This window comes from Halorussus gelatinilyticus (genome assembly GCF_023238445.1).
Lineage (GTDB): Archaea > Halobacteriota > Halobacteria > Halobacteriales > Haladaptataceae > Halorussus > Halorussus gelatinilyticus.
Genome location: NZ_CP096658.1, coordinates 22,057 through 42,876, shown reverse-complemented (window position 1 = coordinate 42,876; position 20,820 = coordinate 22,057). Strand labels below are relative to the sequence as shown.

At 66.8% G+C, this 20,820-nt stretch carries 25 protein-coding genes; 14 read left to right on the top strand and 11 right to left on the bottom strand.

The features are described from left to right. Nucleotides 1-292: 292 nt before the first annotated feature. Nucleotides 293-781, top strand: a complete 489-nt coding sequence (locus M0R88_RS00230; protein WP_248654958.1) for a DUF5820 family protein — start codon at nucleotides 293-295, stop codon at nucleotides 779-781. A gap of 25 nt (nucleotides 782-806) precedes the next feature. Beyond that, nucleotides 807-1,256 carry a UPF0179 family protein gene (locus M0R88_RS00225; protein WP_248654957.1) on the top strand — a complete coding sequence of 150 codons (450 nt, stop codon included), beginning with the start codon at nucleotides 807-809 and terminating at the stop codon, nucleotides 1,254-1,256. Nucleotides 1,257-1,515: 259 nt separating this feature from the next. Here M0R88_RS00225 and M0R88_RS00220 read toward each other — a convergent pair whose 3' ends face one another. Next, nucleotides 1,516-3,297, bottom strand: a complete 1,782-nt coding sequence (locus M0R88_RS00220) for a M3 family oligoendopeptidase (RefSeq protein WP_248654956.1) — start codon at nucleotides 3,295-3,297, stop codon at nucleotides 1,516-1,518. Nucleotides 3,298-3,548: 251 nt separating this feature from the next. On the opposite strand from M0R88_RS00220, the gene M0R88_RS00215 reads away from it, so the two are divergent. Both M0R88_RS00215 and M0R88_RS00210 read left to right on the top strand, forming a co-directional pair. Further along, complete coding sequence (locus tag M0R88_RS00215; RefSeq protein WP_248654955.1) at nucleotides 3,549-4,274, top strand: ribosome assembly factor SBDS; 726 nt, start codon at nucleotides 3,549-3,551, stop codon at nucleotides 4,272-4,274. A 1-nt stretch (nucleotide 4,275) separates the two neighbouring features. After that, on the top strand, nucleotides 4,276-4,608 hold the full coding sequence (locus M0R88_RS00210; protein ID WP_248654954.1) for a hypothetical protein: 333 nt from the start codon (nucleotides 4,276-4,278) through the stop codon (nucleotides 4,606-4,608). Between the two features lies 1 nt (nucleotide 4,609). Here M0R88_RS00210 and M0R88_RS00205 read toward each other — a convergent pair whose 3' ends face one another. Next, the gene (locus tag M0R88_RS00205) at nucleotides 4,610-4,924 is read right to left on the bottom strand and encodes an FUN14 domain-containing protein (RefSeq protein WP_248654953.1); all 315 of its coding nucleotides are present in this window, start codon (nucleotides 4,922-4,924) and stop codon (nucleotides 4,610-4,612) included. A 254-nt stretch (nucleotides 4,925-5,178) separates the two neighbouring features. Here M0R88_RS00205 and M0R88_RS00200 point away from each other — a divergent pair, with 254 nt between their 5' ends. The 3 genes from M0R88_RS00200 to M0R88_RS00190 are packed head-to-tail and all read left to right on the top strand — an operon-like array spanning nucleotide 5,179 to nucleotide 7,779. Continuing rightward, complete coding sequence (locus M0R88_RS00200) at nucleotides 5,179-5,529, top strand: DUF2209 family protein (RefSeq protein WP_256468591.1); 351 nt, start codon at nucleotides 5,179-5,181, stop codon at nucleotides 5,527-5,529. Further along, entirely contained in the window at nucleotides 5,526-6,821 is a 1,296-nt protein-coding gene (gene hflX / locus M0R88_RS00195) for a GTPase HflX (protein WP_248654951.1), read from the top strand. Before M0R88_RS00200 ends, hflX begins: the two co-directional genes overlap by 4 nt. Nucleotides 6,822-6,858: 37 nt before the next feature. Continuing rightward, nucleotides 6,859-7,779, top strand: coding sequence for a DUF7344 domain-containing protein (locus tag M0R88_RS00190; RefSeq protein WP_438267216.1), 921 nt, complete (start codon nucleotides 6,859-6,861; stop codon nucleotides 7,777-7,779). Here the strand turns inward: M0R88_RS00190 and moaC are convergent, their stop codons facing one another. Together moaC and M0R88_RS00180 are read right to left on the bottom strand one after the other, a co-directional pair. Next, the gene (moaC, locus tag M0R88_RS00185) at nucleotides 7,780-8,265 is read right to left on the bottom strand and encodes a cyclic pyranopterin monophosphate synthase MoaC (protein ID WP_248654949.1); all 486 of its coding nucleotides are present in this window, start codon (nucleotides 8,263-8,265) and stop codon (nucleotides 7,780-7,782) included. Further along, a complete protein-coding gene (locus tag M0R88_RS00180) occupies nucleotides 8,258-9,700 on the bottom strand; it encodes an NAD(P)H-hydrate epimerase (RefSeq protein WP_248654948.1) in 1,443 nt (480 codons plus the stop codon). Before M0R88_RS00180 ends, moaC begins: the two co-directional genes overlap by 8 nt. Nucleotides 9,701-10,235: 535 nt before the next feature. Here M0R88_RS00180 and M0R88_RS00175 point away from each other — a divergent pair. Next, nucleotides 10,236-11,801 (top strand): hypothetical protein, encoded by a 1,566-nt coding sequence (locus M0R88_RS00175; protein ID WP_248654947.1) that lies wholly within the window; start codon nucleotides 10,236-10,238, stop codon nucleotides 11,799-11,801. A 28-nt stretch (nucleotides 11,802-11,829) separates the two neighbouring features. Here M0R88_RS00175 and M0R88_RS00170 read toward each other — a convergent pair whose 3' ends face one another. Beyond that, nucleotides 11,830-12,240 (bottom strand): hypothetical protein, encoded by a 411-nt coding sequence (locus M0R88_RS00170; RefSeq protein WP_248654946.1) that lies wholly within the window; start codon nucleotides 12,238-12,240, stop codon nucleotides 11,830-11,832. 50 nt (nucleotides 12,241-12,290) lie between these two features. Next, nucleotides 12,291-12,593 (bottom strand): acylphosphatase, encoded by a 303-nt coding sequence (locus tag M0R88_RS00165; protein WP_248654945.1) that lies wholly within the window; start codon nucleotides 12,591-12,593, stop codon nucleotides 12,291-12,293. A 105-nt stretch (nucleotides 12,594-12,698) separates the two neighbouring features. Here M0R88_RS00165 and M0R88_RS00160 point away from each other — a divergent pair, with 105 nt between their 5' ends. After that, the gene (locus M0R88_RS00160; protein WP_248654944.1) at nucleotides 12,699-13,379 is read left to right on the top strand and encodes an SRPBCC family protein; all 681 of its coding nucleotides are present in this window, start codon (nucleotides 12,699-12,701) and stop codon (nucleotides 13,377-13,379) included. Next, on the top strand, nucleotides 13,376-14,545 hold the full coding sequence (locus M0R88_RS00155; RefSeq protein ID WP_248654943.1) for a zinc-dependent alcohol dehydrogenase: 1,170 nt from the start codon (nucleotides 13,376-13,378) through the stop codon (nucleotides 14,543-14,545). Before M0R88_RS00160 ends, M0R88_RS00155 begins: the two co-directional genes overlap by 4 nt. 27 nt (nucleotides 14,546-14,572) lie before the next feature. Here M0R88_RS00155 and M0R88_RS00150 read toward each other — a convergent pair whose 3' ends face one another. After that, nucleotides 14,573-15,478: a DNA-3-methyladenine glycosylase family protein gene (locus tag M0R88_RS00150; protein WP_248654942.1), complete on the bottom strand. Its 906-nt coding sequence runs from the start codon at nucleotides 15,476-15,478 to the stop codon at nucleotides 14,573-14,575. Nucleotides 15,479-15,563: 85 nt separating this feature from the next. Between M0R88_RS00150 and M0R88_RS00145 the strand changes: the two genes are divergently transcribed. After that, a complete protein-coding gene (locus M0R88_RS00145; protein WP_248654941.1) occupies nucleotides 15,564-16,025 on the top strand; it encodes a DUF555 domain-containing protein in 462 nt (153 codons plus the stop codon). Nucleotides 16,026-16,253: 228 nt separating this feature from the next. On the opposite strand, the gene M0R88_RS00140 is transcribed toward M0R88_RS00145, so the two are convergent. Then, the gene (locus M0R88_RS00140; RefSeq protein WP_248654940.1) at nucleotides 16,254-16,493 is read right to left on the bottom strand and encodes a UPF0058 family protein; all 240 of its coding nucleotides are present in this window, start codon (nucleotides 16,491-16,493) and stop codon (nucleotides 16,254-16,256) included. Nucleotides 16,494-16,743: 250 nt separating this feature from the next. On the opposite strand from M0R88_RS00140, the gene M0R88_RS00135 reads away from it, so the two are divergent. After that, complete coding sequence (locus M0R88_RS00135) at nucleotides 16,744-17,151, top strand: translation initiation factor IF-2 subunit beta (RefSeq protein WP_248654939.1); 408 nt, start codon at nucleotides 16,744-16,746, stop codon at nucleotides 17,149-17,151. Here the strand turns inward: M0R88_RS00135 and M0R88_RS00130 are convergent, their stop codons facing one another. After that, entirely contained in the window at nucleotides 17,152-17,331 is a 180-nt protein-coding gene (locus M0R88_RS00130; protein WP_248654938.1) for a DUF7836 family putative zinc-binding protein, read from the bottom strand. A gap of 197 nt (nucleotides 17,332-17,528) precedes the next feature. Between M0R88_RS00130 and M0R88_RS00125 the strand changes: the two genes are divergently transcribed. After that, nucleotides 17,529-18,254 carry a hypothetical protein gene (locus M0R88_RS00125; protein ID WP_248654937.1) on the top strand — a complete coding sequence of 242 codons (726 nt, stop codon included), beginning with the start codon at nucleotides 17,529-17,531 and terminating at the stop codon, nucleotides 18,252-18,254. 82 nt (nucleotides 18,255-18,336) lie between these two features. Here M0R88_RS00125 and M0R88_RS00120 read toward each other — a convergent pair whose 3' ends face one another. Both M0R88_RS00120 and M0R88_RS00115 read right to left on the bottom strand, forming a co-directional pair. Beyond that, entirely contained in the window at nucleotides 18,337-18,846 is a 510-nt protein-coding gene (locus M0R88_RS00120; RefSeq protein ID WP_248654936.1) for a hypothetical protein, read from the bottom strand. Between the two features lie 153 nt (nucleotides 18,847-18,999). Further along, nucleotides 19,000-19,284: a DUF357 domain-containing protein gene (locus M0R88_RS00115; RefSeq protein WP_248656737.1), complete on the bottom strand. Its 285-nt coding sequence runs from the start codon at nucleotides 19,282-19,284 to the stop codon at nucleotides 19,000-19,002. A gap of 218 nt (nucleotides 19,285-19,502) precedes the next feature. Here M0R88_RS00115 and grxC point away from each other — a divergent pair, with 218 nt between their 5' ends. Continuing rightward, nucleotides 19,503-20,819, top strand: coding sequence for a glutaredoxin 3 (gene grxC / locus M0R88_RS00110; protein WP_248654935.1), 1,317 nt, complete (start codon nucleotides 19,503-19,505; stop codon nucleotides 20,817-20,819). Nucleotide 20,820 lies beyond the last annotated feature (1 nt).

The window sequence follows — 20,820 nt, the reverse complement described above, 5'->3', positions numbered from 1 at the left end:
TCTCTCCCGGACGGTCGCGTTCGCCGTCGTCACGGCCAAAAAGCACGGCGTCGACCCGAGAACGTCGGTCCGGATTTCGAACAGTAACCGGAGTACGGCCGGCACCGTCTCGACGCCGGCCCGGAACGCGGTCGGCGTGGTCCGCTCGGAGAGGATACCCGACGCGGGCGACCGCTACTGCCCCGCTCACGACGCTCGATTGCACGTCCGTCTTTCGAGTACCGTCGCGGGAGAGGGCCGTCACCCGGTCGTAACCGGCAGTCCCTTACTCCTCAGGACCGAACCGTCGATTATGAGCGACCCACCGGACTCGCCGAGCGACACCGGCGACGATTCGCCCGCCGACGCCGACTCTCCTGCGTCCAGCGACTCGGACCCCGACCTGCCCGAGGGGTGGACGGTCTGGAACGACGAACCCGGCGGGCGGGCGATCTTCGCCTACCGCCCGGACGTGTTCGACGCCGACCAGTTCCCCCCGGCGTGCATGCCGACGCTGTACGTCGCGGCGGGGCAGGCCAACCGTCCGGCCGCGGAAGCCGAGTACGGCCGCACGAACGTCTGGCGCGTCGAGTTCTTCCTCGAACCGGAAGTCGAACTCGTCCCCGCACGCACGTACGACACGCGAGCGGCGGCCGTCGAGGGTGCCCGCGAACTCGCGGCCGAGTTCGTCCGTGGCGAACTGGACTACCGCGGCGCGTATCAGATGCCGCGCGAGGAGTATCTGGACGAACTGGACGACCTGACGGACCGCTCCGACCCGGAAAGAGGACGAGACGCTTAACCGCGAGGCTCCCATATCGGTTCATATGTCTACCATCAGCCTCATCGGAACCCGCCTCGCCGACCCCGGACAGGAGTTCGTCTATCAGGGGGCCTCCTCGGCCTGCGAGGGGTGTCCGTACCGCGACCAGTGTCTCAACCTCTCGGAGGGCGTGCGCTACCGCGTCAACGACGTGCGCGAGGGTGCCCAGACGCTAGAGTGCGCCGTCCACGACACCGGCGTCACGGCCGTCGAAGTCGAACCGGTCGGCGTCAAGGCCAACGTCCCGGCGAAGAACGCCTACGCCGGCAGCAAGGCCAGTCTCGCCGGCCCGTGTCCGCACACGGAGTGTCCGAGCCACGAGTTCTGCGAACCCAACGGCGCGGAGTTCGACGAGGACTACCAGATTACGGAGATTCTGGGCGACCCGCCCCACGACTACTGCATGCTCGACCGGGACCTGACGCTGGTCGAGTTCGCCGCACAGGAGGAGTAATGAAATACGCCCTAGTGGTCTTTTAGAAATATTTACCCACTCTAGGGATAATTATATATTTCCTTTAGCCGATCTTAGTGGTTCAAGACGAGACACGGAAACCGTACAGCACCGCGACCGTAGACCTCGCGTGACGATGGCAGACCGCGAGAGTCCGCCGTGGGAGGCACGCTCCCACGAGCCTCGCCCCACTCCGTTCGGCAAGACGCCAGCGAGAGCCGGGCCAGAAGTCGAATCGCGGCGCGTCCAGTAACGACCGTCAGAACTCGTCCAGATACCCCGCGAACGTCTCAGCGGCCCGCTCGTACGGTTCGGCGCTCGTCACGTCGATGCCGAGCGCGTCGAACTGGTCCGGCAGGTCGCGCCGCCCCGTCTGCCGGAGGAAATCGCGGTACTCCGCCGGAGTCAGACTCCCCTCGCGAAGTCGGTTGCGGACCACTAGCGCGCCCGTCGCGCCGAGGACGTACTGGAAACTGCTGTAGGGGTCGCGCATCCCCCTGCCGAGCCAGTCTCTCCCGGCGCGGTCGGCATACTCGACGGCGGGCCGGAACTCCGCGAGGAGGTCGGCGTAGACCTCGCGGATGCGTTCGGCCGACAAGTCCTCGCCGTCTTCGACCGCAGTGGCGAGGCGGTGGTCGAACGCCGAACCCATCGCCGACCCGTAGAAGTTGCCGCCAAGCACCTCCAGCAGTCGGTTCTTCGCGTGGTCGGCGAGCGCGCCGCCCCGGTCGAACCAGTGTTCGGCCAGCAGAATCTCGTGGAGAATCGACGGAATCTCGCAGATTGCGGTCGGACAGGTCGCGTACCGGGTCGGTCCCTCGCGATGGTAAGAGACGTTGAGCGCGTGACCGAGTTCGTGGGCGACCACCGACATCGACCACACGTCCTCGCGGTAGTTCGCCAGCACGAACGCGCCGTCCGCCGCCGACGACGGGCAGTAGGCTGGGATGTCCGTGCGCTTGTCCTGCGTCGGGTACACGTCGATGCGCCGGTCCTCGAAGAACGACCGGGTGCGGGCCACGTAGTCGTCGCCGAGGGGCGCGAGCGCGGACAGAATGTACTCGGTGGCCTTCTCGTAGGGAATCTCCGGTTCCGGCGCGTCCGCAATCGACACCGACAGGTCCCACGGCCGGAGGGTTTCGACGCCCAACCGCTCGCGGCGAATCTCCTGCGACCGGTGGAACGGCCCGAGGTTGTCTCGGACCGCGTCGAGCATCGCGTCGTGGACCTCGCCGGGCAGGCGCGGCTCTAGTCCGGTCTCGGGGTAGGTCCCGCGGAAGTCCCGGTCTCGGACGGAGTCGTAGCCCCGGACCTCGACTTCGGCGCTGGCGGCCGCCAACTTCTCGGCGTACGCCCGCGAGAGGACGTGCTCGAAGCGGTCCATCTCGCCCCGATACGCCTCGTACACCCGCTTGCGGTACTCACGGTTCGGGTGCGAAAGCTCGTCGCGGAAGTTGCCGTATCGAAGCGCAACCTGTTCTCCATCGGGGCGCTCGACGCTCGGCGGGTCGAAGTCCTCGGTCGTGACGGCCTCGATGATTCTGGTCGGGGCCGAGCGGACTTCGCTATCGGCCGCGATGGCGTCCTCGGCGTCGGACGACCGAACTCGGCCCGCCTGCTCGCGCAGGCTCTCGGCGTACCGGCGATAGTCGTCCAACTCGGCAAGGAGCGAGTCGAGGAGTTGGTCGTCGGTCTCGCGGAGGCGGCGCTTGACGGCCGCGACGACCGGTTCGAACTCGGATTCGAGGTCACGGAAGCGCCGCTGAAGGTTCCCGGCCGTCTCCGCCCCGGTGTTGACGTTCTCGTAGAGCGTGGCGTAGAGGTCGAGGCGCTGTTTCCGGCGGTAGCAGTCCTCGACGCGTTCGAGGAGCACCCGGAGGTCGGCCGGGGTTTCGAGCGACTCCTCGGTGCGGGATTCGAGCGCATCGAGGTCCTCACGGAGCGCCGTCGCGGCCGCCTCCCACTCGGCGGGTGTCTCGAAGATGCGGGTCAGGTCGAATCGGTACTCGGGGTTCACGTCGTCTCTGGCTGGTAGACTCATGGCTGTGGTGTGGCTGTCGGGTGGGTTGGGAAGCGATACTGACGACTGACCGGGGGCGAGCGCCGGTCGGGAGAAGTTAGCGGGTCATCGGTCGCCTACCGTTGGCGATACGTGTCACGCCGCCGTGTTAACTCTACTGCCGCCGTGCCACTCGTTCTCGGGAAGTGAGCGACCCCATCCTCCGCCAGTTTCGACCGCGAGACGCGTCGCTGTCCAATACTTCTTTTAACCGGCGGGGACTACCGTTCGGTATGATACCACTCGAAGAGGCGGTGACCGCTCGCCTCGAATCTCACGGTGAGCGGTTCGAGGTACTGGTAGACCCCGACGCGGCGCTCGAAATCAAGCGCGGCGAGTTCGACGGCGAACTGGAGGACGTCATCGCCGCCGAGGACGTGTTCGAGAACGCGAGTCGCGGCGACCGACCCGCCGAGTCGGCGCTCGAAGAGGTGTTCGGGACGACCGACCCGCTCGAAATCATCCCGGAGGTCATCAAGGACGGGGAGATTCAGATTACGGCCGAGCAGCGCCGCGAGATGCAGGAGCAGAAGCACAAGAATCTGGTCAACCGCATCACGCGCAACGCGGTCAACCCCCAGATGGACAACGCGCCCCACCCGCCCGAGCGCATCGAGTCCGCGCTGGAAGAGACCGATTTCCGCGTGGACCCGATGGAACCGGTCGAGACGCAGGTAGACGAGGCGCTCGACGCGCTCCGGCCGGTCATCCCCATCCGGTTCGACGAGGTGACCGTCGCGGTGCAGGTGCCCGCCGACTACGCCGGGAGCGCGCAGGCGAAGATTCGCCAGTTCGGCGAACTCGAACGCGAGGAGTGGCAGAACGACGGCGGCTGGGTCGGCGTCCTCACGTTCCCCGCCGGGATGCAAAACGAGTTCTACGACCTCGTGAACGAACACACCAGCGGCGAGGCCGAGACCCGAATCATCAAGGACGAGGACGAACTCAGCACGCGCTAAGATGGCGCTCGTAGACGTGTTGGCGTACGACCAACCGGACGGCGAGACGGCGTATAGAGCGGTCGAGGCCGGACGCGCCGCCGAAGTCGTCGCGGCCCACGAAGACGAGTATCGGAAGCGTCGAATTATCCTCTGGGGGTTCGCGGCGATAGCGTCCGCCGTGGCGGTCGGGTACACGCTCCTGATAGCCCAGCGACCGCTGTTCGGTGTCGTAGCGACGGTTGGCGCGTTCGCACTGGCGAAATATCGAACGACGAAGATGAAGCGGTTCGTGCCGAGCGTCGCCGCGGAGGGCGTCCGACGGCGCGACGCGGCCGAGCGGTACGACGTCTAGATTATCCCTTCCGGAAGCCGAGCATGAAGCCGCCGGTGAAGCCGGCACCGACCGAGAGCGTTGAGAGGATGGTCGTCACCCACGACGGCGGCGCGCCGCTCTGGGCGCTCTCGCTCGCCTTCAGGACGCCCGCGGTGAGCTTGTTCCAATCGACGGTGAGGATGCCGCGCGACTCGAGGAACTTGAACAGGGCGAGTTCGAGACCGACGATGACGGCGAGTAGCTTCGCTATCTTCTTCGCAGCGAAGCCGATGACGCCGCCCACGACGGCTCCGGACCCGAATTCGAGTCCGAGTTGCTGGGGGTCGAGTTGCATAGTCGGGACTGGCTCATTGATAGCTTAAGGCTCTTGTGGTAAGCCGGGTAACGCGTTAAACCACGACCGAGACGCGTAGAACGACTCGTTCTCCCGGACCGTCGGGTCGACCGTTCGCCGCGGACACCACCGACCGACGTATGATTGAAATGGAAGGGGACCGTAGCGTCCGAACATGGGCAACGCGGCTCTGCGAACCGAGGTGAAGGCCCGGCGAGGCTAACGCCCGCCAGGCCGCCGTCGTCGGCGTCGACATCAGCGGTCGCCACGAGGAGTCCGGCGAGTACCTGATGGTCGCGGCGGCGGTGTACGCCGCCGTCGGCACGAACCGACTTCGGTCCGTCGAGGGGATGGGGTTCGCCACGAGCGAGAACCCGCCCACGTTCGAGAACGCCGCCCGCGTCGTCGCGAGCGCGGTCGAGGAACTGCCCGAACCGCCCGACGGTCCCGTCGTCGCCGAGCGCGGCGAGTTCTACGAGGAACCCGAAGTGAAAGTCGAACAGTTCCTCGGCCCGAGTTTCAAGTACGTCGAGAGTATAGCCGAACGCGAGACCGTGCAAGCCGCACACCACGCCGCGTACGCCGCCCGAAAACTGTTCTTATGAAAGCGATAATCGTCAAGCGAGTCGATTCCGGCACGCCAGACACCGAAGAGATACGCGACCTCGCCCGCGCCGCGGGCTACGAGGTAACCGGGGAGTTCACCCAGTCACGAAAGGAGGACCCGGCGCTACAGGTCGGCGAAGGGAAGGCCGCTGAAATCGGGGCCGCGGTCGCCGAGACCGGCGCGGACGTGGTCATCTTCGACAACGAGTTGGGTCCGTATCAGACGTACAACCTCGGCCAGCAGTTCCCCGAGGAGACGAAGGTCATCGACCGATTCAGGCTCATCCTCGAAATCTTCGGCCAGCGTGCCCAGACCCGGAAGGCACAGTTGCAGGTCGAGTTGGCCGAACTCCGGTACGAACTGCCCCGCGCGGAGGCCAAGACCAGCCTCGCCAAGCGCGACGAGCGGCCGGGGTTCATGGGACTGGGGGAGTACGACGAGAGCCGCGAGCAGGACATCAAAGACCAGATTTCGAACATCAAGGACGAACTCGACTCCATCGCCCGGACCGAGGCCGACCGCCGGGACCGCAGGCGCGAGTCCGGGTTCGACCTCGTGGCGATGGCCGGCTACACGAACGCCGGGAAGTCCACGCTGATGCAGAGCCTCGCGGCCGACATCGAGTTGGGCGAGAACGAGGAGTTGCACCCGGACCTCGACACGACGGCGGAGGCCCAAGACCGCCTGTTCACGACGCTCGGCACGACGACTCGGAAGATGGACATGGACCGGCGCGACGTGCTCCTGACCGACACGGTCGGGTTCATCAGCGACCTGCCCCACTGGCTGGTCGAGTCGTTCAAGTCCACGCTCGACGCGGTGTACTACGCCGACCTCGTGTTGCTCGTCGTGGACGTGAGCGAACCCGTCGAGGAGATACGCGAGAAACTCGTCACCAGCCACGACACGCTCTACGAGCGCAACGAGGCACCCATCGTGACGGTGCTGAACAAGATAGACGCCGTGAGCGACGACGAACTCGCCGAGAAGGTCGAGGCGCTGTCGGCGCTCGCGCCCGACCCCATCGCGGTCTCCGGCAAGGAGCAACTCAATCTGAACGGGTTACGCGAGCGCATCGACGACGAACTCCCCGACTGGGAGCGCGAGAAGTTGGTCCTGCCGATGACCGAGGACACGATGAGCGTCGTCTCGTGGGTCCACGACCACGCGCGGGTCAACGACGTGACCTACGCCGACGACGAGGTGGTCGTGGACTTCGAGGCCCGGCCCGCCATCGTCGAGCAGTCCAGAGCGAAGGCCGGGGAGTTGGCGAGCGCGCTCTCGGCGTGAGTTCGGTTCACCTTCCGCTCGCGCAACGCTCGTTACGCTGGCAGTAGTCGACGGTAACGGCCATGTCACCCGTCGTATCTCCGATTGTCTCATCGCCTGCGTTCGACCAGAGCCAATAACAAAGTGGGCCGCTCCGTCAGTCAGGCACGAGAGGAGGACTACGCTCGGCGAGTCGAACGCCCCGCCTCCGGACGACGGTTCGCGACCGAAATCGGAGGGGTTCCAGACGGACGTCGCTCGTCCTCGGGAACGGCTGGTCGCCGCGGAAGTCCGCAATCGCCGTCGCAGATATGCACTCTACTACCTGCACCAGCGGTCCGGTCCCGTCGCCGTCGAAGCGGTCGCACGACAGGTGGCGGCGTTGGAGCGGGCCGCGACGCCCGGCGAAGTCACGCCGGAACTCGCCGAGCGAGTGGCGTCGTCGCTCCGAGAGCGTCACGCTCCGGTGCAGGCCGACTACGGCCTCGTCACTTACGACGGCGCGGCCGACGGGGCGGTGGGAACCGTGAGCGGTCCGACGGTCGGCGTCCTGTTGGCCAACAACCCACGGACGCGACTGCCGTGGTACAAAGTGTACCTCCTCGTCACGGCGGTCTCGACGGGTCTCCTCGCGCTGATACGGTTCGACGTGGCCCCCTTCGACGTAATCGGACCCACCGCCGCGGCCGCGCTGGTCGTCGCCCTGTTCGCGGCGACGAGTCTCGCTCACTGGTACGACGTGTATCGCTGGCGGCGCGCGACCGAAGACACGCCGCCGGACTTCGCCGTCACGCTCGACGAGGAGGTCACGTATCGAGAGACGCTGGACGACCTCGAACGCGAGACGTCCGAGGACGAATTCGAGACCGACGCGTCGGTACGCGACGAAAGCCGAGAAGACGCGAGCGACGAGAGCCGAGAAAATGCGGACGACGAGACCAGCGACGACGTGAACGGGGACGACGACCGAGGGCCCTGACTACAGTTCGCGTTTCGTCTTCTCGACGACGCGCACGTCCTCGATTCCGGTGTCGGGGTACTGGCCGTCCGCGTCCTTTTCGGCGGCCTTCACCATGTCCCAAACCACGTTCAGGCCGGTCGTGACGCCCTCCAAGGCCTCCATCTCGCACCCGGTCTTGCCCGTGGTCTTGACCGCGACGTCGAGGGTGACGCGCTCGTCGCCGAGTTCGAAGTCGGTCTCGACGTTCGTGATGGGAATCTGGTGGCACATCGGGATGGTCTCCCACGTGTGCTTGACCGCTTGGACCGCGCCGACGCGGGCGGTCGCCAGCACGTCGCCCTTGCTCACCTCGTCGTCGCGGACGGCCGCGACGGTCTCGGGCCGGAGGCGAATCGCGCCGCGCGCGACCGCTCGGCGGGCGGTGTCGGGCTTGTCGCCTACGTCCACCATCTGGACCTCGCCCTCCTCGTCGGTGTGGGTCAGTTCGGTCTCGTCGTCACTCATCGTCGTCACCCCAGATGGCGCGCGGGAGCGCATCGAGCAGGTCCGACGCGAGCAGGCCGTCGCGGCGGTCGTCGTCCAGCAGTTCCGCGGCCCGGCCGTTGGCGTACGCGGCCATGCACGCCGACTCGAAGGGGTCGTGGGCCGCCAGTAGACCGGCGGTCGTGCCCGCGAGCGTGTCGCCGGTGCCGCCGACGGTCATGCCCGAGGTTCCGGCCCGCGAGACGCGGGTCCGCTCGCCGTCGGTAATCACGTCGTCTTTCGCCTTCGCCAGCACGACGTGGCCGAGGTCGGCGGCGAAGCTCTCGATTTCATCGGCGTGTTCGCGGAGCGCGTCGGCCGACTCGACGTCGGGACCGCCCATCTTCGCCAACTCCTTGCGGTTGGGAGTGCAGACCAGCGTCGCGTCGGTCTCGACCTCGGGGACGACCGGGAGCGCGTCGGCGTCCACGACCGCCGGGCCGGAGAACGATTCGAGGAACTGCGCGGCCGCGTCGAGGGTCTCGTCGGCGTTGCCGAGTCCCGGCCCGAGGACCACCACGTCGTCGTAGCTCTCGGCGGTCTCCACAAGGTCGGGGACCTGCTCGGGCGCGAGGTGGTCGCCCTCGTAGGCCTGGACGATGAGGTCCTCGGCGTAGCCCTGTATCTGGGGCGCGACCGGGCCGGGCGCGGCGACGAACGAGAGGTTCGCGCCGGCACGGAGCGCGGCCTGCGCGGCCAGCGCCGGGGCACCGGTGTACGGGCCGCCGCCGACGACGTAGGCGCGGGCGTCCTCGGCTCCGCTTCCCCGTCGGACCGGTCGCATGTCGCCCGGCCCGACGAACTCCTCGGCGGCGGCCGGGATGCCGATGTCCGCGACCGTGACCTCGGCGTCGAGCGAGTCGAGACCGGGTTTCCGGTCGTGGAACGTGACCACGCGGTCGGCCGAGACCGCAGTTCCTTCTGCCTCTCCCGTATCGGCGTTCACGCCCGAGGGCACGTCCACCGCGACGACGGTCGCCTCGCTCTCGTTGATTCGCTCGGCGACGGTGGCCTCGGGTTCCCGGAGCGCGCCCGTGACGCCGGTGCCGAGCATCGCGTCCACGATGACGTCGCAGTCCGGCAACTCGAAATCCCGCGAGTCGGTGACGGTCTCGGTCCGATAGTCGCCCTGCCGGAGCGCGGCCCAGTTCTCGCGGGCGATGTCCGTAGCGATGGTCTCCTCGCGGCCGAGCAGGTGGACGGAGGTGTCGTAGTCGTCCAAGAACCGGACCGCGACGAAGCCGTCGCCGCCGTTGTTTCCGCGGCCCGCAACGACCGCGACTCGCGCGCCGGGGTCGGCGACCGCCCGGACCTCGCGGGCGACCGCGTTACCGCTCGACTCCATCAACTGCTTCCGTGGCACGCCGAGGGCGGCCGCGTTAGCGTCCACCTGTGCCATCCGCTCGGAAGTTATCATGTCCGAGCGTTGGTCGGCGACGGCGTTAAGTCCTGTCGCTGTGGTCCGGGCGGGCGTCGCCGGCGACCGACGAGCGACCGCTGACACGGACCACCGGAACGACCGCTGACACGGACCACCGGAACGACCGACGACACGGACCTCCCGGATGCGCCGCGTCTGCGCTCGCGCGGAACCGCGCGAGCGCAGACGCACACCGGAAGACAAACCACGTCTTCCGAGCCGTCGCTTCGCGACGCTCAGCGAGACGCGGGGAGGAACGGGGCGCGGTTGCGGTGCGGCGCGGTCGCAGTGCGGTGCCGGGCGGTTGCAGTGCAGAGCCGAGCGGTCGGACGGAAATCGGCACTCGCTCGCGGTCCGAACTCGGGGTTGCACGAAGTGACACGACCGCCGCCAGAGAAATATATACACTTCTAAAACGTGTCTAAGTACACTTTAAGAGGGTACGGAGATGTCTTCACCGACCGTTTCGAGCGCGGCTAGCCAGCACCGATAAGACGCTCGCGGCCCCAGATATCGCCGGGGAGATTTACTGATGTCGTACGATCCATACCGTCGGGGAGGCCGGGAGTATCGACACACCGAGGAGCGCGGTCGCGGCGACCAGCGACGAGACGCCCGACAGGGCGACCCGCGAGGGGAGGACCGACGAGGGGACGACCGAAGCCCCGAACAGGTCGAACAGGACGTGAAGCGCCGAATGCAGGGCGGCGAGAACATCGTCCCCGCCAACAGCGCCGAGGGCCGGGACGGCCAGCCACAGCAGTCCGTTCGCGGGCGGCAGGTCAGCATCCGCTTCGGCGGCGACTCGCGCCAACAGGGCAACCACATCCCTCGCGAGCGGGACGCCACGCAGTTCTCGCAGACGAGCGACGAGACCGGGCGTCGGCAGCCCTCGGGTGGGCAGTCCGACGTTCAACAGTCCCGGAGTCGGCAGTCGTCCGGCCAGCAGTCGTCGCCGGAGCAGTACGGCGGGCCGCGACAGCAGTCCGGTAGTTCGCACCGACAGTCCGGCAGTCCGCACCGACAGTTCGGCAGACGGAGCGCGAGCGACCGCCGGCCTGAACCTCGACAGCCGTCTCGGGGGCAGTCCCAGCGACCGACTGGGAATCAGCGACGGACGCAGGGCCAGCAGTCGTCGCAGGAGTACCGGGGCACGCAGGACCGCCAGCAGTACGGACAGGGCCAGCAGTACGAACGAGGCCACCAGTACGGACAGAGCAACCAGTACGCAGAGAACCGAGGGCAGACGGACGACCAGCGACGGACCAGCGGTCGGCAACCGGCGCAGGGCCGCGGAGAGACCGGCGGTCGGTCCCAGACAGGAGAGGGACAGACTGGCGGTCGCCGGACCGAGCGCCCGCGCCATTCCGAGCGCCAGCGGACGAGTCGTCACACGCTCTCGTTCGGCGGCGAGTCGCGCCACCAGCCCAACCACGCTGGAGGGCCTCACGGCGGCGAGCAGTTCTCGCAGTCGGAACGACAGGGCGGACAGTTCTCGCAGGGCGACCGGCGAACCGGTCGGCAGTCCCAATCCGAGCGGGACCAGCAGTCTCGACGCGACGCGCCCGCCGAGTCACCACAGCGACGGCCGTCGCCACAGCAGTCCCACCAGCAGGGAACGTCTCGGGGGCAGTCGCGCCAGTCGCCGCAGCACCAGTCTCGACACCAGTCGTCACAGAACCAATCTCGGGAGCAGCCGTCGCAAGGGCGAACCTCACGACAGTTCACCGGGCACGAGCTTTCGCAGGGGACGGAGTCGAAGCAACCCCACCAGCAACCGAGCGGCGGGCCGTCCTACTCCCAGCGACTCGAAGTGACCCGCCAGCGCACCGAGCGTCGGTCGAGTCGGATTCCGACCGGCCCGGCCGGGACGCCCCAACAGCGAGAGGAGCGAGAGCGCGGGGAACCGGAGCGCGGGGAACGCCAGCCGACGGGCCGCCGGTACGGTAGTCGGCAGAACCGCGGCGGTCGGGACGAACGGTCCGACCTGTCGCAGGGCGAGACCTACAGCCAACAGGTCGAGAACAGCGAGGCGGACCGGTCGCGCGCCGACGAGGGGCAGTATCGTCCCGGAGACCGGCAGGACGGCCGGTACTGAGGACCGCGCTCGCCGCTTCGAATCAGCTCTATTCTTCGCGCTCCCAGAGGACCGCTTCGCCGTCGTCGCGCGTGTCGGACTCGACGTCGAATTCGCCGTCCGTCTCCACCGACTCGCACCGCCAGTCGTCGGTCGCGGCCTCCCAGACCAGCGCCGGGACCGCTCGCTCGCCATCGCGGGGGTAATAGGCGGTCACGCGCTCTTCGAGGACGGTGACGACCGCCGCGTCGAGTCGCTCGTCGGCGCAGGGCGTGTCGGCGTTCGTCACCGGAATCTGTCCGACGAGCGCGCCGTCGGCCACGTAGGAGTCCCGCGAGTCCGACTGCGGGTTCGTCACCGGGACCGCGACCTCGACTTCCTCGTACTGCTCGTCGTCGGGACCGCGCTTTCGTTCGACGTTCCGTACCTCGACGCCGATGTCGGGCGTGTTTTCGCGCATGGTCGGTCGTGGGCGCTACGGGACTCGCGTGGAAAGTCGTGCTGGCCCGACTACCGACGGACGCGGAAGCCGTCCTCGCCCTCGGGGTCCTCGTACTCGACGTCCACGTCGTCCACGTCGGCGGCGGGACTGCCGGTGTGACACCACTCGACCATCGCCGCGACGGTCTCCTCGGGACCCTCGAAGACGGCCTCAACCCGGCCGTCCGAGAGGTTCCGGACCCAGCCGTCGATGCCCTTCTCGCGGGCGGTGTCCCGCGTGTTCGCTCGGTAGTAGACGCCCTGTACCGTCCCGGAGACGTAGACGTGTGCGCGGGTTCGCTCCGCGTCGCTACTTCCGGAGTCGTTCGACATGGCCGGTCGGTGGTTCGTCGCGCTGACGGAAGCCGATTTGGGTGGCGAGGAATCGGGCACAAGATACAACGGGAGTTCTGCCGAGGGGACTGTGGGGGAGATTACGTGAGAGAGTACACGATCGGGAGACGGACCGACAGCACGACCGGGCGACCGACCGGCGGTCCGAACGCGCGAACTACGGCGACGGCGCTGGTCGGGGCCGCGCTCGCGCTCGCCACGGGGTGGCTGCTGTACCGGCGACTGAACCGGGACAGCGAGCGCTCGCGGTCGGACGACGAGTCGAGCGTGCCGGGGAGCATCGAGATTCGACGCGCCACCACCGTCGCCGGGTCCGCGGACGATTTGTACGAGTTCTGGCGCGACCCGGAGCGACTGTCGCGGGTCGCGGGACCGTTCGCGGAGGTCACCGCCGCGGGCGACGAGCGTCACCATTGGACGCTGGCCGCACCGCTCGGTCGGACCGTCGAGTGGGAGACCGAACTACTGGCGGACCGCCCCGGGGAGGGAATCCACTGGCAGTCCGCGGAGGGCGCGCTGGTTCCGCACGAGGCGATGGTGCACTTCCGTCCGGCACCGGCCGACCGGGGGACCGAGGTGACGCTCGAACTACGCCTCGAACCGCCGGGCGGGTCGGTCGGCGCGAAGGCGTTGAACCTGCTGGGCGTCGTTCCCGAGACGCTGGCGAGTAAGGCGCTCTACCGGTTCAAGAGCCTCGCGGAGACCGGCGAGATTCCCACGCTCGAACGCAACTCGTCTGCCCGCGGGCGAGGTGATTGGGTATGAGGGCGCTCTGCTGGGAGGGCGTCGAGGACCTGCGCGTCGAGGACGTGCCCGACCCCGAACTCGTCAATCCGCGCGACGTAGTGCTGGAGGTCGGCCTGACGACGACCTGCGGGTCGGACCTCCACTTCATCGACGGCTACCTCCCGACGATGCGCGAGGGCGACGTCATCGGCCACGAGTTCATGGGCGAGGTGAGGGAGGTCGGCCGGAAGGTCGAGTCGGTCGAGGTCGGCGACCGCGTGGTCGTCCCGTCGTTCGTCGGCTGTGGCAACTGCGGCTACTGCATGGACGACCTCTGGTCGCTGTGCGACAACACGAACCCGAACCCGGAACTACAGGAGCCGATTCTCGGCTACCCGACCGCGGGCATCTACGGCTACACCCACGCGTTCGGCGGCTACGCCGGGTCCCACGCCGAGTACGTCCGGGTGCCCCACGCCGACGCCAACTGCTTCTCCGTGCCCGACGAACTCAGCGACGAGCAGGCGCTGTTCGCTTCCGACGCGTGGCCGACCGGCTACATGGGCGCGGACTTCTGCGACATCGAGGAGGGCGACACCGTGGCGGTCTGGGGCTGTGGCGGCGTCGGACTCATGGCCCAGCAGAGCGCCGCCCTGATGGGTGCCGAGCAGGTCGTCGGCATCGACCGCTTCCCCGAGCGACTTCGGATGGCCCGAAACGAGGCCGGGTCCGAGACCATCGACTACACCGAAGTCGAGAGCGTCGTGGACGAACTCAAGGCGATGACCGGCGGACGCGGCCCCGACGCCTGCATCGACGCGGTGGGGATGGAGGCCCACGGCACCGGCGCGATGCACGCCTACGACGAGGCGAAGCAGCGACTGCGACTCCAGACCGACCGCGGCGAGGCGCTCCGGCAGGCGATGGTCGCCTGTCGGAAGGGCGGCACGCTCTCGATTCTGGGCGTCTACGGCGTGATGGACAAGTTCCCGCTCGGTATCGCCATGAACAAGGGACTGACCATCCGGACCGCCCAACAGCACGGCCAGCGGTACGTCCCCGAACTGCTCGACCACGTCGCCGAGGGCCGGATGGACCCCTCGTATCTGGCGACCCACGAGTTCTCGCTCGAAGAGTCGCCCCGCGGCTACGAGATGTTCAAGGAGAAGGAAGACGGCTGTGTCAGAGCCGTCTTCCGGCCCTGAGCGGGGCGCTTCCGTCCTTCCGATTTCTCACTCCCGATTCCGCAGGTAGTGGAACACGTAGGTCTGGGCGTAACCGGCGTACTCGCCGCCGAACTCCTCGCGGATGGCGTCGGAGGTGTCGGCGTACGACCCCCGCTCGCAGTGTGGGTAGTACTCGGCGATGGCGGTCTGAATCCACGTGTCGAGCGGCACCGCCTCCAGATACCCCAGCGAGAACATCAACACGCAATCGGCCACCTTGTCGCCGACGCCGACGAACGCCTGCATCGCCTCGCGGGCGTCGCGGTAGTCGAGACCCCGCACGTCGTCGGCCGTGGCCTCGCCCGAGGCGACCAACTCGGCCGAGCGTTGGACGTAGGGTGCGCGGTAGCCCAAGCCTAACTCGCGGAGTTCGTCCTCGGTCGCTCGCGCGAGTCGGTCTGGCGTCGGGAAGCCGTGGTAGGTCTCGCCGTCGAAGACGACCTCCTCGCCGAACTCGCGGGCGAGGGCGGTCTGCATCCCGTGGATGCGCTCGACGCGCATCTGGGCCGAGCAGATGAAGGATATCAGGCAGGGGAAGAACGGGTCGTTCACGACGCGAAGCCCTCGGTAGGCGTCGGTCGCCGCCGAGAGCAGTTCGTCGTCGGGAATCGCCTCGAAGATGGCCGGGAGGTCGTCGTCGAGTCGGAGTCGCTCGACGAGTATCGGGTCGGCGTCGGTCGTCGCTTCCCACTCGACCATCCCGTCGCGTTGGCGGACACGGACGACTTCGGGGTCGTCGCCCGTGTGACCGCCGACGACGGTCGAGTACCACGCCGACCCGCCGCTCGGACCGACGGTCTCGTACATCCGGTCGTCCTCGCGTCGCCAGCAGAACGTCTGGCCGCTCTCGAGCGTCGCCTGTACGTCTACGCCCCCGGAGCAGTCCCCGACAGGTATCGAACCCGACTCCATCGCGGGACCCGAAGGGCCGGACACGTTGAAGCCTTTCGCTTTAGGGCCAAACTTGATACTGTTGGCGCTCCTATCTCTTGGTGCTATGAACTGCAGAGTTGTCGTGGAAGCCGCAGTCCCGGTCTACGACGTGGAGACGCCGGACGAAGCAGTTCGGATCGCCATCTCCAAGACCGGAGAGTTGCTCAATCCCGACCTCAACTACGTCGAGATCAACATGGGCGAGCGTTCCTGTCCACACTGCGGGGAGGAACTCGAACCGGCGTTCATCGCGGCCGACGAGAGCCTCGTGGCGCTGGAACTGGAGATGACTGTGTTCAACGTCGAACGCGAGGAACACGCCTCGCGCATCGCCCGGAAGGAGATCGGCCAGCGCCTCGAAAACATCCCGCTGACCGTCCTCGAAGTCGAAGTCATCGAGGAAGACGACGAGGACGACTCCCAGGCCGAGACCGAGACCGAGGACACCGACGACGTGGAGGTCGAGACGAGCGACCGCGACGAAGACGACGAGGTCCTGCCCGAGTTCGAAGACCTCATCGAGTAACGTCCGACGCCTGCTCGCCGCCGGTTCCGCGGCGCGACCGGCGCGTCCGTCTCGCGTTGTTCTGCGGTAACGACTCCTCTGTTTTCCCACGATTCGAGAGCGGTGAGTGTCCGATTCTCGGAAACTGAAACTGGACGTGCTGCGAGTAGGCTCGGTAGAACGTCGCTCGTAGGACGGTGCCGCCGCTGTCGAGTCGGTCGATTTCGTGAGGAAGCGTCGCGCCGCAGTTCAGTCGGCCTTGGCGGCGACTTTGTCGTCCGCCTCGGCTTCGGTCATCTCGGATGTAATCGCGTTTGCCATCGCAAAGACTGCTGCTTTATGATCTGTTTTTGACTTATGAATGGACGTCGGTCGTACGCCGAGAGACTCGTACTCGTCGAAGTCAATTTCCGTACTGTTCTCCGCCTCGAAGTAGTTTCCGACCTCCGCGAGCAGACCGTGAAGGTGGATGAGTTCCTGCTTCTTCATAACCAAACGAGGCTAACAGTTGCAGGGTTATAGTATTATCTTGAGTCCCGTTAACACGGAGTACGGATTACTCCTCCCGATACTGCCGTAATCGCCGGTGAGAGGGAGTAACACGGTATTGCCGTATTGTTCCGCACAGTTGTATTCGTTTCACGCGGAAATGCAAGCTTGGTCGGTCGTAACGCGGGTTCCGAGTGGATTCGCCGCGAGTCTGAAAAGTTTTTATCGGATCGCGCTCGTTGGAGCATCTATGGAGGGTTACGACCACCACCTCGAACGGGCGATGGAGGAGACTCCCGACATCGAGAGGAGCGGCGACCGCTTCGACGTGCCCGACCCGGACGTGCGCCAGGAGGGGAACGTCACCGTCTACGAGAACTTCCAGGACACGCTCGACGTGCTCGGCCGGGAGGAGGACCACGTGTTGAAGTTCCTCCAAGACGAGTTGGGGACCAGCGCGCACATCGACGAGAGCGGGCGTGCCCGGCTGACCGGCGAGTTCAGCCAGCGACGCATCGAGGACGCTATCGAAGAGTACACCGACGAGTTCGTCCGCTGTTCGGAGTGTGGGCTCCCGGACACGAAACTCGAACAAGAACAGGGTGCGTTGCTGTTGCGGTGCGAAGCGTGCGGCGCACGCTCCGCGACCAGCAGTTGACTACTTGAACTGTTTCAACGTCTCCAAGTCCCGCTCCGTCCGCGTGAACTCCGAGGTCGGACGCGACGCGTGGCAGTTCGGACAGTGAAACGTGTCGGTGGGGACCGGCAGGTCGTCCGGCGATTCTTCCCAGTCCTTGCCACATTCCGGACAGAGCAACCGCACGTACGTTTCGTTCATACATAGAACCATGCGCGTGGCTGATAGAAAAAACTTGTCGCGGAGTTCCAACCGGTGGGAACGCCCGGCGTCAATCCCGTCGTCGGGGAGTCGCGCCCGACCGAACCGCCGGACGGTCGTTCGACGTCGCCGTCCTTTGATAGTCAGCCAGCACGGCTAAGGGTACTCTCGGCCAACCTCCTCGCGGGGGTTTCGCAATGGCTAATCCGCACAAAGAACAGCGACGGCGCGAAGCATCGAACGAGGACGGACTGCACGAGAGCCGAGAGACTCGTCACGAGAGTTGGACGGAGTTGGAGGGGGACCGAGACGACCAACAGCGACGAAGCGGCGACCATCCCGCCGACGAGCGACACTCGAACGACTACGGGAACGCCGCCGACCGGGACCACGAGCGTCGCACCGGACGCGAGACCGGTCACGGGTCGTCCCACGACGAGCGACGACAGTCGCGGAGCGAGCGTCAGAAGAACCACGACGAGACCGGCCACGGGCACGCGAACCGGTGGGGAAGCAACCGAACCCACGGCGAGAGCAATCGGACCCACGGCGAGAGCGACCAGACCCACGGCCAGCGCGACCCGACCGGTAGCGACCGGTCGAACCGGCCCGACAGCGAACACTACGGGAAGGAGAACCGCCGACGGAGCGGCCGCGAGAGTCACGACACCGGTTCCTCGCGCACCGGAAGCCAGCGCGGGAGCCACCGCGAAGAAGGAATCTCGGGCCGGATGACCGGCCAACGCGGCAGTTCCGACCGCCACAGCGACCCGAGCGACTCGGAGTTCCGCGACCAGACTCGCGGCGAGCGCGAACACCGCCACGGCGGCGACCGCGGCACCAGCGAGCGCGACCGCCGCTACGGCAGTCGCCACGGCCACGGCAGCGAGCGCGAGACCGAGCGCCGGCAGTCGTCGCACTGACGCCGCCTCTCGAACCGCCACTCATTTCTTCGGACGGCGAGCCACCGTATAGAGATTTACGGTCGGCTCGGTCCGATGGTCGTCAGTACGGACCGCCGCCGCTCTCGGTGGTCGTTTCGGTGGTTGTTTCACCACCTGTCGCCGTTTCACCACCCGTCGCTGTTTCGACCTGCCCGCGCATGCTCTGGGGGTGATACTCGCAGTCGTACCGCGCCAGTCGCTCGGTCGCTTCGAGGACGACCGACCGGGTCGCCCCGGCGTCGCCGGTCGATTCGGTCGCGGCGACCACCTCGTCGTCCGCGTCGAAGATGCGGAGTTCGTGTTCTACGCCGTCGAGGTTCGTCCAGACGATTTCGTAGACAGTTCCCGGTTCCATGCTCAGCGTCGGGTTCTCTCGCCCTTGGATGGCCGACGGCGCGACGCCGTACCAGTACTCGACCTGCCCGCCGAGGACGACGGTCTCGTCCGGTTCCTGTGTGGTCGTCGTCGTCTCGGTCTCCTGCCGATTCTCTCTGGCCCCCGAGAACCCGACAATCGACCCCGCGAGGCCGAGCGCCGAGGCTCCGAGGAGCTCCCTCCTCTTGAGTGCCATGCTAATATCTAGCACGAACTGCGGCAAATCGATTTCCGAAACTTTGCGTCAGGTCTCGACCAAATTCACCGGTTCGGTCCCCGAGAGTTAGCCTCGGAACTGGCGCTCACCCTCACGCTCGAAGCTCTCGTCGCTCGCATCGAGGAGGCCGGGTCAGACGGTAAAGAGGTGGCCCTCGCGCGGCACGTCGAACAGACCCACGCGAGCGCCAGCGTCCAGCCACGCGTGACCGTACGAGAACGAGGCGAGCGCGTTCACGAGGTCGTCGTTCTTCCGGAAGTGACGGCCGTCTTCGAGGTACGAACTCGCCATCTCCAGACACTCGGCCGCGGCCTCGCCCATCGGGGTGTCCTCGGGCGGCGCGACGTCGGCGGCGTCGAGGGCGTCGGCGAGCAGGCCCTCGTAGCGGTCGGTCTTCTCTTCGAGGTCGGCGGGCATGTCCGCAGAGAGGACGGAGAGCGAGGTAAGGGCTTCGAGACGGTATCGGTCGCCGCGCGTCGCTCTACCGGTCATCGTCGGTTCGTTCACTCCGGACCGTTCCTCGTCTCGTCCTCGCTCGCGAGTTTCCGTCTCTGCTCGACGCTCCACCGACCCGGAAACCGGAAAATCGAGGAGACAACACAAGCTAAATACCCTCCCGATAGCAATATTGCATCATGAGCGAACACCCGCACGTCGAGATTTATACGAAGGAGGACTGCCCCTACTGCGAGAAAGCCAAGGACCTCTTCGACTCGAAGGGCGTCGAATACGAGACCTACAACGTGACCGGCGACGAGGAACTGTTCGACGAGATGGTCGAGCGCGCCGACGGTCGCCAGACCGCCCCGGAGGTGTTCATCGACGACGAACTCATCGGTGGGTGGGACGACACGCAAGCACTGGACGAGTCCGGCGAGTTGGACGAGAAGTTAGGCATCGCCACCGCCGATGGCGAGGTCGAACACCGCAAACTCATCATCTCGGGGAGCGGTATCGCGGGCCTGACCGCGGCTATCTACGCCGCGCGGTCGAACAACGACCCGCTCGTGCTGGAGGGCGACGAACCCGGCGGCCAGTTGACGCTGACGACCGACGTGGAGAACTACCCCGGCTTCCCCGAGGGCATCAGCGGCCCGGACCTCATCAACAACATGAAAGAGCAGGCCACGCGCTTCGGCGCGGAGGTCAAGAACGGCGTCATCGAGTCGGTTGACGACTCCTCACGGCCCTACCGCGTCGAACTCTCGAACGGCGACGTGTACACCGCCGACGCGTTCATCGCCGCCTCGGGCGCGAGCGCCCGGACGCTGGGCGTCCCCGGCGAGGACGACCTGATGGGATACGGCGTCTCGACCTGCGCGACCTGCGACGGCGCGTTCTTCCGCGACGAGGAGATGATCGTCGTCGGCGGCGGCGACGCCGCGATGGAGGAGGCCAACTTCCTCACGAAGTTCGCCTCGAAGGTGTATCTGGTCCACCGGCGCGAGGAGTTCCGCGCCGAGGACTACTGGATAGACCGCACCCAAGAGAAGGTCGAGGAGGGCGAGATAGAGATCGTCCGGAACGCCGAACTCCGCGAGATTCACGGCTCGGTCGAGGAGGGCGTCGATTACGCCGAGTTGGTCCGCCACCCCGAGGGCTACCCGAGCGACAAACTCGACGACCCCGAGACCGAGACGCTCGAGATGGACGTGGGCGCGGTGTTCCTCGCCATCGGCCACACGCCCAACACCGACTACCTCGAAGACACCGCCGTCGAGATGGACGAGGCGGGCTACATCCAGACGGAGGGCGGCAAGGGCGGCGGCCAGACGAAGACCGGCGTCCCCGGCATCTTCGGCGCGGGCGACGTGGTGGACTACCACTACCAGCAGGCCGTGACCGCCGCGGGGATGGGCTGTAAGGCCGCGCTCGACGCAGACGACTACCTCGAAACCGCCGAACTCGAAGTCGAAGAAGGCGCGACCGAGGTCGCCGCGAGCGACGACTGAG